This is a genomic window from Campylobacter sp. RM12642 (genome assembly GCF_020137635.1).
In the GTDB taxonomy this organism is placed as follows: Bacteria; Campylobacterota; Campylobacteria; order Campylobacterales; family Campylobacteraceae; genus Campylobacter_E.
This window is the reverse complement of the sequence record NZ_JACGAT010000021.1, coordinates 1-14,795: the sequence shown is the minus strand read 5'-3', so window position 1 is coordinate 14,795 and position 14,795 is coordinate 1. Positions and strand designations below refer to the sequence as shown.

The 14,795-nt window shown below is 28.1% G+C and carries 13 protein-coding genes; 4 read left to right on the top strand and 9 right to left on the bottom strand.

Going from position 1 to position 14,795, the window contains the following annotated elements:
• Window position 1: 1 nt before the first annotated feature.
• Entirely contained in the window at window positions 2-2,773 is a 2,772-nt protein-coding gene (gene napA / locus AVBRAN12642_RS07525; RefSeq protein WP_336607420.1) for a periplasmic nitrate reductase subunit alpha, read from the bottom strand.
• 279 nt (window positions 2,774-3,052) lie between these two features.
• Here napA and nrfH point away from each other — a divergent pair, with 279 nt between their 5' ends.
• From nrfH to AVBRAN12642_RS07510, 3 genes are all read left to right on the top strand, one after another.
• Complete coding sequence (gene nrfH / locus AVBRAN12642_RS07520) at window positions 3,053-3,520, top strand: cytochrome c nitrite reductase small subunit (protein ID WP_214118286.1); 468 nt, start codon at window positions 3,053-3,055, stop codon at window positions 3,518-3,520.
• 11 nt (window positions 3,521-3,531) lie between these two features.
• Window positions 3,532-5,211 (top strand): ammonia-forming cytochrome c nitrite reductase subunit c552, encoded by a 1,680-nt coding sequence (locus tag AVBRAN12642_RS07515; RefSeq protein ID WP_336607421.1) that lies wholly within the window; start codon window positions 3,532-3,534, stop codon window positions 5,209-5,211.
• A gap of 184 nt (window positions 5,212-5,395) precedes the next feature.
• On the top strand, window positions 5,396-5,854 hold the full coding sequence (locus AVBRAN12642_RS07510; protein WP_336607422.1) for a hypothetical protein: 459 nt from the start codon (window positions 5,396-5,398) through the stop codon (window positions 5,852-5,854).
• Window positions 5,855-7,271: 1,417 nt separating this feature from the next.
• On the opposite strand, the gene hemH is transcribed toward AVBRAN12642_RS07510, so the two are convergent.
• The 7 genes from hemH to AVBRAN12642_RS07475 are packed head-to-tail and all read right to left on the bottom strand — an operon-like array spanning window position 7,272 to window position 13,147.
• Window positions 7,272-8,201, bottom strand: coding sequence for a ferrochelatase (gene hemH / locus AVBRAN12642_RS07505; protein ID WP_336607423.1), 930 nt, complete (start codon window positions 8,199-8,201; stop codon window positions 7,272-7,274).
• A 42-nt stretch (window positions 8,202-8,243) separates the two neighbouring features.
• Window positions 8,244-9,179: an acetyl-CoA carboxylase carboxyltransferase subunit alpha gene (locus tag AVBRAN12642_RS07500; RefSeq protein WP_214118277.1), complete on the bottom strand. Its 936-nt coding sequence runs from the start codon at window positions 9,177-9,179 to the stop codon at window positions 8,244-8,246.
• 5 nt (window positions 9,180-9,184) lie between these two features.
• Window positions 9,185-10,438 (bottom strand): beta-ketoacyl-ACP synthase II, encoded by a 1,254-nt coding sequence (locus AVBRAN12642_RS07495; RefSeq protein WP_336607424.1) that lies wholly within the window; start codon window positions 10,436-10,438, stop codon window positions 9,185-9,187.
• A gap of 9 nt (window positions 10,439-10,447) precedes the next feature.
• Window positions 10,448-10,681: an acyl carrier protein gene (gene acpP / locus AVBRAN12642_RS07490; RefSeq protein ID WP_214118272.1), complete on the bottom strand. Its 234-nt coding sequence runs from the start codon at window positions 10,679-10,681 to the stop codon at window positions 10,448-10,450.
• Between the two features lie 55 nt (window positions 10,682-10,736).
• Window positions 10,737-11,480 (bottom strand): 3-oxoacyl-ACP reductase FabG, encoded by a 744-nt coding sequence (gene fabG, locus AVBRAN12642_RS07485; RefSeq protein WP_214118270.1) that lies wholly within the window; start codon window positions 11,478-11,480, stop codon window positions 10,737-10,739.
• Window positions 11,481-11,488: 8 nt separating this feature from the next.
• Window positions 11,489-12,739, bottom strand: coding sequence for an MFS transporter (locus tag AVBRAN12642_RS07480; protein WP_214118268.1), 1,251 nt, complete (start codon window positions 12,737-12,739; stop codon window positions 11,489-11,491).
• A 9-nt stretch (window positions 12,740-12,748) separates the two neighbouring features.
• The gene (locus AVBRAN12642_RS07475; protein WP_214118266.1) at window positions 12,749-13,147 is read right to left on the bottom strand and encodes a MarR family winged helix-turn-helix transcriptional regulator; all 399 of its coding nucleotides are present in this window, start codon (window positions 13,145-13,147) and stop codon (window positions 12,749-12,751) included.
• Window positions 13,148-13,259: 112 nt separating this feature from the next.
• Between AVBRAN12642_RS07475 and AVBRAN12642_RS07470 the strand changes: the two genes are divergently transcribed.
• A complete protein-coding gene (locus AVBRAN12642_RS07470; RefSeq protein ID WP_336607425.1) occupies window positions 13,260-13,928 on the top strand; it encodes an HAD family hydrolase in 669 nt (222 codons plus the stop codon).
• A 365-nt stretch (window positions 13,929-14,293) separates the two neighbouring features.
• Here the strand turns inward: AVBRAN12642_RS07470 and AVBRAN12642_RS07465 are convergent, their stop codons facing one another.
• Window positions 14,294-14,695, bottom strand: coding sequence for a putative quinol monooxygenase (locus AVBRAN12642_RS07465; RefSeq protein WP_214150678.1), 402 nt, complete (start codon window positions 14,693-14,695; stop codon window positions 14,294-14,296).
• Window positions 14,696-14,795: the final 100 nt, after the last annotated feature.

Genomic DNA, 14,795 nt, shown 5'->3' with positions numbered 1-14,795 from the left:
ATTACGCCTTAGTTATTTTTACTGCACACTTTTTAAAATCAGTTTGTTTTGAAATTGGACAAGTTGCATCTAATGTAACTTTATTAATATAAACATTCTCATCAAACCAAGGAACATAAACAAGACCTCTTGGTGGTTTGTTTCTTCCACGCATATCAATACGAGCTTTAACTTTTCCACGGCGAGATTCTATCCATACTAATTCTCTTTGCTCAACTCCTAAAGCTTTAGCATCTTCTGGGTGAATATAACACATAGCTTCAGGAACTGCACGGAATAATTCAGGAACTCTCATTGTCATTGTTCCACTATGCCAATGCTCTAAAACCCTACCAGTACATAACCAGAATGGATATTCTTTAGATGGTCTTTCAGGTGCTTTCATAAATGGTCTAAAGAAAATCTTAGCTTTATTTGTAATTGCTGTTGCTTCTTCGCTTGTTGGTTTTACTAAATCACCACTTTTAATTGATTTATCAAAATCCCCATAGAATGCAAAATCACCTTCAGGATTTGCTTTTTTAGCATATACATCGTATTTTGTATTAAATCTCCATTGAGTTTCTTTACCATCAACAACAGGCCATCTTAAGCCCCTTACCTTATGATAAGTTTCAAAACTAGCTAAATCGTGTCCGTGACCAGCTCCGAATTTTCTATATTCTTCCCATAAATATTTTTGAATAAAGAAATTATAGCCTTTAAATACATTGCCATCACTACCTTTTACATTTCTACTATCGCCTTTAACTTCGCTATTTAACCAATCTTTTAAGCTTTCACTATCATCTAATGAAATTTCTTTACATTCTTTATTAGCAAATAAAACATCATATAAAGTATCATCTTCTTTATATCCCATTTCTTTAGCTTTTTCTAATACGCTTGGTAATGTTGTCTTTTCATCAATTTTTACTTCATTCCAAACTTCGCTTAATTTAAAGCGTTTGCTAAGCTCTAATAATTGCCATAAATCACTCATAGCTTCACCAACTGGCAATACTTGTTGTCTCCAATGTTGAGTTCTTCTTTCTGCGTTTCCGTAAGCTCCCCATTTTTCATAAATCATAGCTGTAGGTAAAATTAAATCCGCAACTTTTGCACTAATTCCAGGATAGCAATCACTTACTACTATAAAATTATCTTTTTCTCTAGCAGCTTTTATCCAGTGATTTGCATTTGCAGTATTTTGCCAAGGATTATTTACCATAACCCATGCGAATTTTTGTTTTCCATCTTCAAGATTTCTCATCATTTGCATAAAGTGATTTCCTTGAACACCATTAATTGTTCCTTCAGGAACTTTCCAAAGTTCTTCACTTTTAGCTCTATGTTTAGGATTTGCTACAACCCAATCAGCAGGTAAGCGGTGTGCAAAAGTTCCAACTTCTCTTGCTGTTCCACAAGCACTTGGCTGACCTGTTAAAGAGAATGCTCCATCACCTGGTTTTGCTTGTTTTCCTACTAATAAATGCACAGTGTATGCAAGTTCATTTACCCAACTACCACGAGTATGTTGGTTAAAGCCCATAGTCCAAAAGCTTACTACCTTTCTATTTTTTTCAATATATAAATCAGCTAATGCTTTTAATTTTTTCTTAAATTCTTCTATATCTTCATCAGGATTTCCTTTAGCTACGCTTGCAACATAATCTAATGTATAAGGTTCAAGTGCTTTTTTGAAATCTTCAAATTGAATTTGCCAGTTAAGTGCTGCTTGAGCTTGATGTTTCATTTCAAATTTTTCACCATCTTTTACACCTAAATGACTTAATGCTATTGCTTCATCTTTGTCTAAAGTGATTGCATTTTCTTTAGCAACGGTATCTTTTTCAGCTTCGCTAAAGCTTGGATGATTTGGATTATTTCTCATTCCATATCCAATATCAGCAAATCCTGTTGTAAATACACAATGATTTTTTACAAATTCCCAATCAATTGCTTTTGGATTGTTATATACAATTTCTCTAGCAATATAATTCCATATTGCAATATCAGAACTTGGAGTAAATATAAGTTCCATATCAGCAATGTCGCTAGTTCTTGTTGTATAGGTTGAAAGATTTACAATTTTTACTTTTTCAGGGTCTCTTAATTTTCTATCACTTACACGGCTCCATAAAATTGGGTGCATTTCAGCCATATTTGAACCCCAACAAATAATAGTATCAGTAAGTTCAATATCATCATAGCAACCTGCAGGCTCATCAATACCAAATGTTTGCATAAAACCAATAACAGCACTTGCCATACAATGTCTAGCATTTGGGTCTATATTATTGCTTCTAAAACCAGCTTTAAATAATTTTGAAGCAGCATATCCTTCTTGAATAGTATGCTGACCACTTGCAAACATTCCTATACCATTTACACCTTGTTCTTTTAAAGCTTTTTTCATATGTTTTTCCATCTCATCAAAAGCTCTTTTCCAAGATACTGGAGCAAATTTTCCGTTCTTATCAAATTCACCCTTAGCATTTACTCTTAATAAAGGCGTTACAAGTCTATCTTCTCCATACATAATTTTTGCATTAAAATATCCTTTAATACAATTTAAACCACGATTTACAGGTGCTTCAGGGTCGCCCTTAGTAGCTACAATTTTGCCATTTTTAGTAGCAACCATAATACCACAGCCAGTTCCACAAAATCTACAAACTGCTTTATCCCAAGTCCATTCACTTGTTTCGTCTTTTGCTAAAGCAATAGTAGGATTTATGCAAGCTGCTGCACTTGCAACTGCTGTGCTCTTTAAAAAATCTCGTCTTTGCATTTATTCTCCTTATAATAATAATGTAAAAATAGATTAGATTATTTGCTTTAAAATCTTATTGATTAAGATTAATATTTTTTTTAAAGTAAAGCACATAAATATTATCAACATTAAATTAACTTAAAATTCTTAATTCAATAAAAATTGAAAAAACATTCATAAAATAATATAAAATATTTAAAAATTAAATTAAATTTAAAAAAATATATTAATTGCCATCAATTATTTTTAAGCTTTTTTATATTAAAGTAGTGTTTCAAATTTTCACAAGGTGTATAAATGAAAAAACCAACAAACAAACTTTTATTAGCCCTTTGCATAGTAATTGGGATTTTTATTGGTGGTGGAATTTATACTTTTATAATAGCAGATGGCTTTTTAATGATGACTTCTAAACCTGAAGCCTGTAGTAAATGTCATATTATGACAGATGTTTATGATAGCTGGGCAAAAGGTGAGCATTCAAGCAATGCAGGTTGCGTAGATTGTCATTTACCTCAAGGTGATGTGGTAGCTTATTGGACTAAAAAAGCTTATCACGGATTAAAACACGGCTATTATTTTACAGTAGGAGGAAATCCACCTAATTTAGAACCTACCGAAATGACACACGAAGATGTTAATCGCAATTGTGCGACTTGTCATAAAGACTACGCACATAATGCAATCAATGCAACGACAAAATTAAATAGCGAGCCACTTGATTGCCTTAGCTGTCATAGAACAATAGGTCATTTACATAATTAAAAGGAGAAAATATGTCAAAATCAGTTTATGTTGCGGCTATTGTGGTAGCTGCTTTAGGTGGTGCAGGCTTATTTGCACTTAATACAAACATTGCAGAACATAAAGGTGAAAGTAAAACTCAACCATTAAAAACTTTTGAAATTAGTGATGAAGAACCAGATTTTGCAAAATGGGGTAGAAATTTCCCAGCTCAATTAGATGGTTATTTACAAATGAAAGATGAGTATATTGAAACACCATTTGGTGGAAGTTTACCTTATAGTAAGATTATTCGCTGGCCGGCTGCGACAACATTTTGGAATGGATACGCTTTTGCGGTTGATTATTCTAAACCAAGAACTCACTATTACTCACAAATTGACCAAATGGAAACAAAAAGAAACAATAAAGAATATCTAAATGCTCACGGATTACCTGCATTTAAAGGTCAGCCTGGTGCTTGTGTAAATTGCCATACTGGTTACTTAACTGCTATTTATAAAAGTGATAAATTAAGCCCAAGTTTTATGCTAGGTAAAACTGAAGTAATGGGTGCAAAGAAAATGGGATTTTTTGATGTATTTGGTGAAAAAGGCGAAGCTATGAAAGAAGCTTGGACAAATATGAATAAAATGCCTTATTTTGATGTTATGAAAAAAGTAGAAGAAAAATACGGAGATGGAATTCACGGCTCTCATATGGGATCAACCTGTGCGGATTGTCATAACCCAGATGATATGAGCCTTCGTGTAACTCGCCCTGCTTTTGTTAATGCTATGGTTTTAAGAGGCTATGAAGCAGACGCTAAAAGTGGTATCAAAGCTAGTAGAAAAGAAATGAGAAATTATGTTTGTATGCAATGCCACGTTGAGTATTATTTTGAAGGTAAAGATAGCACTTTAACATTCCCATGGACAAAATGGAAAAAAGATGAAGCATTTAAAATAGAGAATTTTGATGAATACTATGATGAAAAATTTGCAAATGGTGAATTCCCATATGATTACATTCAAAAAGATACAAAAACAAAAATAATTAAAATGCAACACCCAGAAGCTGAAATGTATTCAAGCTCTTTACATTATAGAAGTGGTGTAACTTGTGCAGATTGCCATATGCCATACAAAAGAGATGGAGCAAACAAAGTAACTAATCACAATATACTATCTCCATTAGCTGATATAAATGCAGCTTGTAAAACTTGCCATCCACAAAGCGAACAAGTATTAAAAGATAGAATTAGCTTTATTCAAAATCGCCACGCTTATGAGCTTAGAGGTTGTGAAAATAACTTATTAGCATTAATTGCTGATATAAAAACAGCTCGTGAAGAATTAGCAAAACTTCCTGAATTTGCAAGTCTTGAAGATAAAGCAAGAGATGATGCTATTTCAAAAGTTATAGAAAAAGCACAATATGCTCATAGAAAAGCACATATTAGATGGGACGTATCATTTAGTGAAAATAGCTATGGCTTCCACTCACCACAAGAATTTATGAGAATTATAGGTCAATGTAAAGAAGTAGCTAGAGAAGGACAAGCAGAGTTAGCAAATGCGTTAGCTCCTTATGGAATTAAAATTGAATTAACAAAAACAGCAACAATTCCAGCAGCACCTCTAAAACTAGATCACAAACCACCAACAGGTTCTCTACCAACAGAAGCTATGAAAAAAGTTGATGAGGATGTAAAAAATCTAAACTTTAAATAAAAAATTGCGAGATTTTCTCGCAATTTACTCATTAATTAAAGCCCAATTTTAATAGTATAAAAATTAAAACATTATATAATTGAAAATAAGAATTTAGTTTAAATATATTTTAATTAGTGTTAAAGCTAACTAATTTAATTGCTAAAATAATGTAATCTTAAATTATCAAAAAAAGGCTTATATTGTGCAAAATGATAAAGAAATAATTCTGATAGTAAATCTTAAAAAAAGCCTATTATTTTCTATATATAAATCACTATTTTTATTACTTCCTAATGTTTTTATATGCTTGTATATCATTATAATTTTTGCTTGTATTTTGTATTTTAATGATGGTTATTTAGTGATATTGCTATTTGTTTTATTTGCCCTTCCTCACCATTTTCGTTTTATGCTTTTTCCACTTATGATAAGAAAAATTATCTGTTATGATGAGTATTTTGAAATCATTAGGCTTTTTAGTAAAACAAGGATATATTATGATAATTTAAAAGAATATTATTTCGAATATTTAAACATTAGATTTTCATCACACAAAATTTTACATCTATCTTATAAAAACAAATTCCTTAGCAGCATTATAAACACCGAATTGCTTAATCCAGAAGATTTAGAAAAATTCATAGAATTATTAAACGCATAAGGCATTAACAAACAAGTTTCAATCATAGATGATAAAATATTTTATAATGTTTTTAGCATTATAGATAAAATCTTTAAAATTTAAATCTAAGTTATTAAGAGTTTTAAAGGTATTACAGCTAATAAAAGTAACATAAATATAATCTGTATTAAAAATCAAATTCTCATTTTAAATTCTAAATTTTAAAACTAAACTTATTTGTAAAATCTAAAATATTAGAATTTAAAACATACGCAATTAATAGTATCTTAAATAGCTTTTATTAGTGATTTTTCATATTAAATTATGGAATTTAAATTATAAATTTCCAAATCCAAATTCTTATTTTAAATTCCATAATATTTAACCTTAAAATAAATGAAATAACAACTAGAATATAAAAACTGCTGTTAAGAAACCTACCTTGATTTTTATAAATATAAGTAAGTATAAAGGTTAGAAAAACCTAGATTATGTTAAAACAAAGATAATGACTAATTATGTAATAAGGATACGAGAATAACTAAATGAAGTTTGTATCCGTCCCCTTCTAAGTAAAAATAAATCAGAATAAGTTTTTGAATAGAAAAAATCTATTAATTTTTAAATTTATTAAATGAAAACAGAAAAAATTACAAAGCAAATATTTGCCTTGTAAATCCACATTCTCAACCATTGCAACATTTTAAAATTGTGATAACAAAAACTTACTATTAGCTTTAAATTATAGATAAAAATATTTAAAGCCAAGAACTTTTTTTACTCGCTAAAGTTAGATGAATTTTTATGGAATATATTGCTTAAGCTTGACTTAATATTATTTTTGCAAAACTCAAACTACATAAAATATCATTACAATATGATTTTAAGGACTTAACAAGATTAATTTAATTTTATCTATTTTGTAAAATTTAATAACGATTATACATATTACAAGTATATGATTTCGTGCATTAGTTTTTATACTTTAAAAGCTCTTTAAATTCCATTATAAAACTTTAAGCGATATTACAATCAAGTATTTTAAAAATTCGCCACATTTTGTATATGATATATATATTTACTACTTACATTTTTTAATGTTATTTTTACAATTTTAATTATAATTTTATTTGCTTTGCTAATAAAAAACACTTAAAACTCTAATCTTTTATATTTTTAAAATTAGTTTAAAATTTAATAAAATATATATCTTAACTTAAAAACTATGGAATTTAAAATAAAAGTTTATTTTTTAAATCTAATTTTAGCCAAACTACTATTTTATACTCTAAATAAATCTATTTATAAATACCATAAAATCTAAAAAATTAAAATAAGAATTTCAAAACTTAATATAAATTGTAAAGAATAAATAAGATACCAATTATAAGTAAGTAAAATTATTGAAATTCTTTTGATAGGTTATTTATATTAGTTATAAAAAATCATTTTAAGCTTAAATTTTATTTTGACTTTCATAATTTAAATTAGTATTTGCAAATTCCAATTTGCTTAAGATATATTTAGCAAAATCTTCACTATCATTTGGACATTTACACACATTATAATCACCTTTATACTGATGTCTATATTCAATATCTAATTCTAAAATAGTTTCAGAACAATCAATACAAAATGATAGTGGATATATTAAAACACTTTTATTGCCTAATTTATCTAATTCATCACTAAGTGCAGGTTCTAACCATTTTACAGGTCCTAATTTTGACTGATAAGCTAATTTAATTTCTTTAAAATCGTTTTGTAATTTATCCTTTAATATAGCAAAATGTTCTTTTATATGCTCTTCGTAAATATCACCCTTTTCTATAGTTTTTATCGGTAAAGAATGTGCTGATATTATCAAGCAATCAATATTTTTATATTTTTGTATCTCATTTAAAATAATATTATTATAAAGCTCATCTTGGTAAAAATAAGGTATTTCTTTTATACTGATTTTTTTATCAAAATTTTTATAAAAATCTTGCAAAGATGATGTAGTAGTGGTTATAGAATGATGTGGATATAAAGGAAATAGTATTATTTCATCATTATCTTTAAAATCATATTTAGCTAAGACTTCTTTAGCAAAAGGCGGAACATAAGTTGATATAAAATCAAAATGAAAATCTTTTTGCAAAGAATTTAATTTATCACAAAGAGATTTTTGGATTTTAGTTAAAGGACTTTTACCACCTATTTTATTATAATTTTCTTTCATAGATTTAATACGAAATTTTCTTATCATAAATGCTACAAGACTTCTTAAAAAATCTGATTTTATTCCCAAAATATTTGGGTCATTAAACATATTTTTTAAAAATACTTCACATTCATCAAGTTGATTTACACCACCCATATTGAGTAAAAAAACATATTTCATATACAAACCTAAAATTATCCAAGTAAGATACTTGGATAAATATTATTTGTCTTCATTAAAAGAACCCAATTTGAGAATTTTTTGCATTCTTTTTGCAACCAATTCATCAAGATTTAATGGTTTTAGTTCTTCTATTTTTTCTAAAACATAATTTTGTATATTATTTGCAGTAATCTCTTTGTTTCTATGAGCAATGCCTTCTTCTATAATATCATCTATTAATCCTTGCTCATATAAATCATCAGCACTTATTTTCATAGCCTTTGTTGCAGCTTCACTTTTACTTGGGTCATTCCATAATATAGCAGCACAACCTTCAGGAGATATTACAGAAAACACTGAATTTTTAAGCATAGCTAATTTATCAGCTACACCTAAAGCTAAAGCTCCACCACTTCCGCCTTCTCCAATTACTATAGAAATAATTATTGTTTTTAAAGCGCTTAATTCATATAAATTTGTAGCAATTGCCTCACTTTGACCACGCTCTTCAGCTCCTACTCCAGGATAAGCACCTGGAGTATCTACTAAAAATACAATAGGTATTTTAAATTTTTCAGCCATTTTAGCAAATCTTAAAACCTTACGATAACCCTCTGGATGTGGCATACCGAAATTTCTATGTAATTTATATTTTGTTCCACGACCTTTTTGTTCGCCTATTAACATTACTTTTTGCTCGCCAATATAACCAGCAAAACAAACTATAGCAGGGTCATCTCTAAATGCTCTATCTCCATGTAATTCATGGGCATTTTTTAAAATTATTCTCACATAATCAAGAGAATATGGTCTATCAGGATGTCTTGCTAGCTGTAGTTTTTGAAAATCACTTAAGTTTTTATAGGTTTTTGTTAATTCTTTTTCTAAATTCTTTTTTAAAATCTTAACTGCTTCTATATCGCCTTTAATATTAGCATTAATAATATCTTCATCTAATTGTTGAATATTTTTCTCAAAATCTAAATAAGCTGCCATCTTAATTAATCCAATTTTCTAAAAATCACTGAAGCATTCGTTCCACCAAAACCAAACGAATTACTCATAGCTGTTTTAATTGTATGCTTTCTAGCCATATTAGGCACATAATCTAAATCACAATCAGGGTCAGGGTTTTTATAATTTATTGTAGGTGGAACTATACTATCTCTCATAGCCATTAGACAAATTACTGCTTCAATAGCACCAGCAGCACCTAAACAATGTCCTGTTTGACCTTTTGTAGAACTTACTAAAGGCATATCATCTTTAAACAATTCTTTCATTGCTGCTGTTTCATTTTTATCATTAGCTGGAGTTGATGTTCCGTGTGCGTTAATATAATCAATTTTAATTTTATTAGCAGAGCAATCAAATCCCTTTGCCATACATAAAGCTTTTTTCATAGCTCTTAATGGACCATCTAAAGCTGGAGAAGTTATATGATTTGCATCTGCACTTTCACCAAACCCTATAACTTCAGCATATATTCTAGCACCTCTTTTTTTAGCATCTTCATAATCTTCTAAGACAAGAGCAGCTGCACCTTCTCCCATAACAAAGCCATCTCTACTAGCATCAAATGGACTACTAGCTGTTTCTGGAGTATCATTTTTAGTAGATAAAGCTTTCATTGAAGCAAATCCACCTATACCTACTGCACAAATAGCTGATTCAGCTCCAATTACTAACATTTTATTTGCTTGATTGCAAACTATTGTTTTATAAGCTTCGCCAATTGCGTGAGTTCCTGCTGCACAAGCAGTTACACAAGATAAATTTGGACCTTTCAATTTATAATCAATTGAAGCCATTCCCCCTAGCATATTAACTAGAGCTGAAGGTATGAAAAAAGGCGAAATCCTGCTTGCGCCCTTTTGCAAACATACATTAGAATTTTTCTCAATATTAGGTAAGCCACCAATTCCTGCTGCACTTACTACTCCAAATTCATCTAAATCAACTTCACTAATCACGCCATCAACCATTTTAAAATTAGCATCACTTATAGCTTCTTTTGCAGCGTGTAATCCAAGTTGAATAAATCTATCAGCTTTTTTAACATCTTTTGCGTTTAATACTGTTAAAGGATCGAAATCCTTAACTTCTGCGGCAATTTTAACACTTAAATCACTGGTATCAAAAAGAGTAATTTCTCCAACACCGCTTTTTCCATCACAAATCGCCTTAAACGAACTTTCTTTATCAAGCCCAAGGGCATTTATCATTCCAATGCCAGTTACTACTACTCTTCTCAATTTAAATCCTTATTGTTTTTTTGCTTCTATGTATTTTACTATATCATTAACTGTTGCGATTTTTTGACCATCTTCATCAGGAATAGAAATATCAAATTTTTCTTCTAAAGCCATAATTAATTCAACTACATCAAGTGAATCTGCACCTAAATCTTCAATAATTTTAGCATCAGGTGTAATACTAGCTTCATCAGCTCCTAATTCTTCTACAATAACTTTTTTAACATCTTCAAAAATAGACATTTTTTTCTCCTAAAATAAAATTAAACTCGTATTCTTACAAAAAAGTGTAAATAAATTACACATACATTCCGCCATTAACTTTTAAAATCTCACCTGTAATATAACTAGAATAATCACTTAATAAAAACGCAACTGCATTTGCAACTTCGCTAGGTTTACCAAATCTAGCAAGTGGAATTGCTTTATAATAAGTTTGTTTAATTTCATCACTTAATACATCTGTCATATCACTTTCTATAAATCCTGGAGTAATTGCGTTATAACGAACTTCTCTACTAGCTGCTTCTTTAGCAAAAGACTTAGTCATAGCAATAACCCCACCTTTACTAGCAGAATAATTTACTTGACCTGCATTTCCCATCTCACCAACAACTGAACTAATATTTACAACACTACCAAAACGCTTTTTACTCATCACTTTAAATGCTTCTTTACAACCTATAAAAGTTGAATTTAAATTAGCCTTTATAACATCATCAAAATCAGCTTCGCTCATTCTTAAAACTAATTTGTCTTTTGTAATTCCTGCATTATTTACTAAATAACTTAATTCTCCATCGCAATCAATTATTGTTTTAATAGCATTTGTAAAATCACTTTCACAACTTGCATCAAAACAAATAATTGCTGCTTTACCACCATTTTTTTCAATTTCTTGTTTTAAATTCTCTGCAAGTTCAGGTTTTGAACGATAATTAATCCATACTTTTAGACCAAATCCTGCTAAAACTCTAGCTATTTCAGCACCAATGCCTTTAGATGCACCTGTAATTAATACATTTTTTCCACTAAATTTCATATTTTCTCCTAGTCTTTAATGATAATATCCGAGTGATTTTTTTCTAAAAAATTATCTTCATAATCTTTTAAATCTTTTTTAAAATCTTTTGATTTTCTCATAACAAAGGCATAATACAATATTAAAGAAAACAAAATTATCCCCGCACATATTTCATAAATCCTAGAATGCCCGTAACTAGGCTCAATCAAACCTAACAAATAAGGACTAATACCCATTCCAACATCTAAAGCTATAAAAAATGTTGAATTTGCTAAGCCCATTTTCTCTTTAGGAGATAATTTTATAGCAAGTGATTGAAGACTTGAAGTAGCGTTTCCATATCCTAAAGCACAAAAAATAGCTGATAAATACATCATTAAAGAATTGTTTGTATAAGCTAAAATTATTAAACTTGCTACATAAAACAAAATAGAAGGAACTATTACATAATCTGCACCTATTTTATCAAATACTTTACCTGAAATTGGTCTTGAAAACACACTAATACAAGCATAAAATACAAAAAATAATGAACCTGCTTCAATTAAATTAAGCTCTTTTGAATAAGAACTTATAAAAGCAATAATTGCTCCATAAACAAAACCCATACAAAATACAACATAAGCAACACCCAAAACCGATTTTTCAATGTAATTAAAAATTGAAAAAGATTTTTTAACGTGATTTATCTTATGTTTTCTAAATCTTTTAACTTTTATTACTACACTTGAAATTAATGCTATTAATATACTAATTAAAGAAATTATAAAACATAAATTAAAATTATTTTTACCCACTAAATATACTGCTAAAAATGGTCCAATAGCAGAACTTAATACAACACTAACCGCATAATATCCTATACCAATTCCTCTTTTATTGCTAGGCACTAGTCTAGCTACTGCAGCACCACAAGCACAAGAGCATGCACCATAACACATACCAGCAAGCAATCTTGATAATATTAATTCAAAATTAGTTGATAAAAACAAGTAATATAAATTAGGTATAAAATACAAAACTAAACTAATAATCATAACTTTTTTTATGTTTATATTATCAATAATTGAGCCAAAATAAAGTCTTGATAATAGTGCTCCAATTACAAAAATACCATTAGCAAGACCTGCTATTGCTGTGCTAGATTGTAATATAGTTTTTGCAAAATCTGTAGAAGCAATCGTAGTGATAAAAAACACTAAACAAATAACAAAATTAATAATAAAAACACAAATAAAATTCTTATTCCAAATATTATACTTTTTGGATAATCCCATAAAAACTCCTTATAATTTTTTATTGATTTTATCAAGCATATTAATGAACAATCCAAATTCAGCATAGTCTAAATCATCACAAATTTGCTTTTCGTAATTAGAAATTAAAATATTTGCATCAAAAAACAATTCCTTGCCTTTTAAACTAAGTGAAATGATTTTTTCTCTTTTATCATTTGAGCTTGAAATTTCTAAATAATTTGCTTTTTCTAGTTTCTTACAAATCCTAGACGCAATAGCCTTATCCATCTGATAAAACTCGCAAATCTCACTTAAACTAGCACTTTTTGTTGAGCTAAGATAATAAAACACTCTCCAATCAGTAGCGTTGATATTAAATGGCTTTAAAATTTCATTTACTTTACTGATGATTTTTCTATTTGCATAGGTAATTTTTTTAAAAAACATGTTATTCCTAATAGTTGATAAAGTCAATTAAATTAGATTTTATAATTAAATTTGTAAATTGTCAATAAATTAGCTTTATTTTGCTAAGCTTAAAATAAAAAAAAGGATACAAATGATTATATTTTTTGATTTAGATGGAACTTTAATCGATTCTACCCAGCCAATAATTACTAGTCTTAGAAAAGCCTTAGAAAGTTATAATTTTAATTTAAGTGATGAATATATAAAAACATTAATTGGAATGTCTACTGAAGGAATGTTTGAAACAATAGGAGTGCCAAAAGAGCAAGTTGCTGATATAGTTAAATTATATAGACAAAATTATAAAATATATTATAAAGATGGAACTAGTCTTTTAAATGGGGCAAAAGAAGCAGTAAAACTTGCTAGTAAAAATGCTAAAGTAGGATTAGTAACTACAAAATCTGTTTATTTTGCTAAAGAAATTTTAAAAGATTTTGATATTTTAGATGATTTTAGCGTAGTTGTGGGTGGTGATGAAGTAAAATACTGCAAACCAAATCCAGAACCAATTTATAAAGCACTAAGTCGTTTAAAAGGCTCTGAAATGCTTGCAATTAACGAACTTAAAAAAGAATTTGACTTTAGTAAAATTTATATGATAGGAGATACTTTAAACGATACAGAAGCTGCTAAAGCTGCTGAAGTGAATGCTTATGTAACTTTATTTGAATACACAGATATGAATACTCTCAAGCAAAGTTGTGATAAAATATTTACAACCCCACTTGAATGCGTTCAAGATATTTTAAAAAAATAAATATTATAAAGTAAAACTAATTTAATAAAAAAATTAGTTTTACTTATATCAATAAATTAGAATGAAATTTGAAAAATTTATTTTAATTTTAGCTATATAAAATATTCATTATTACCACTTAATTAAACCTATTTTTTAATGGGGACTATTATATATGTATAAAATATAATATTTTGATATTTATAATATATTTTAGTGCAATTAAGTATCCATACATACATTAAAAATACTATAAAAATTACTGCTATAATTAATTAAGATAATAATTACTAATTAAATTAATTGATATTAAAATAAATTATTATACTCCTTGTCTATAAAACACACAATCTATTTAATACTTTTAATTAAAAAACATATATAAATTATTGTCTTTTAAAAATTGCTTTAAAATTTTTATCGCTTAATTGATAAGAATCAAGTAATTCAAGAGATTTTACCATATGCAATGTGCCTTTTTTATATTTTTGAAAATGTTCGGAATTAATATGTTTATTATAAGATTCTTGGTCTTTATAAATTTCTAAAATATTAATTATATTATTATTTTTTACAAGCATCATTGGATAAATAGATATTACACCCTTTTCTTTTTCAATTGAAGCTTCAGCAACTTCTTTTGCAATAACAAGGTATTCATCAAGATACTCTGGATAAACTTCAACAACAGAAATTCTAACCAACATTTTATTATTAATATTATCATCAGCATAAATATTAGAAGATAATCCAAATAGCGATAAAATTAAAGCTAATATTTTTTTCATTTTTCAACCTTTCAATTTTTTAAACCAAACAATATACTATAAATACATAAACTATTCCCCCACCATAAACCACTAATCCATTAAATACTAAAAACACCAT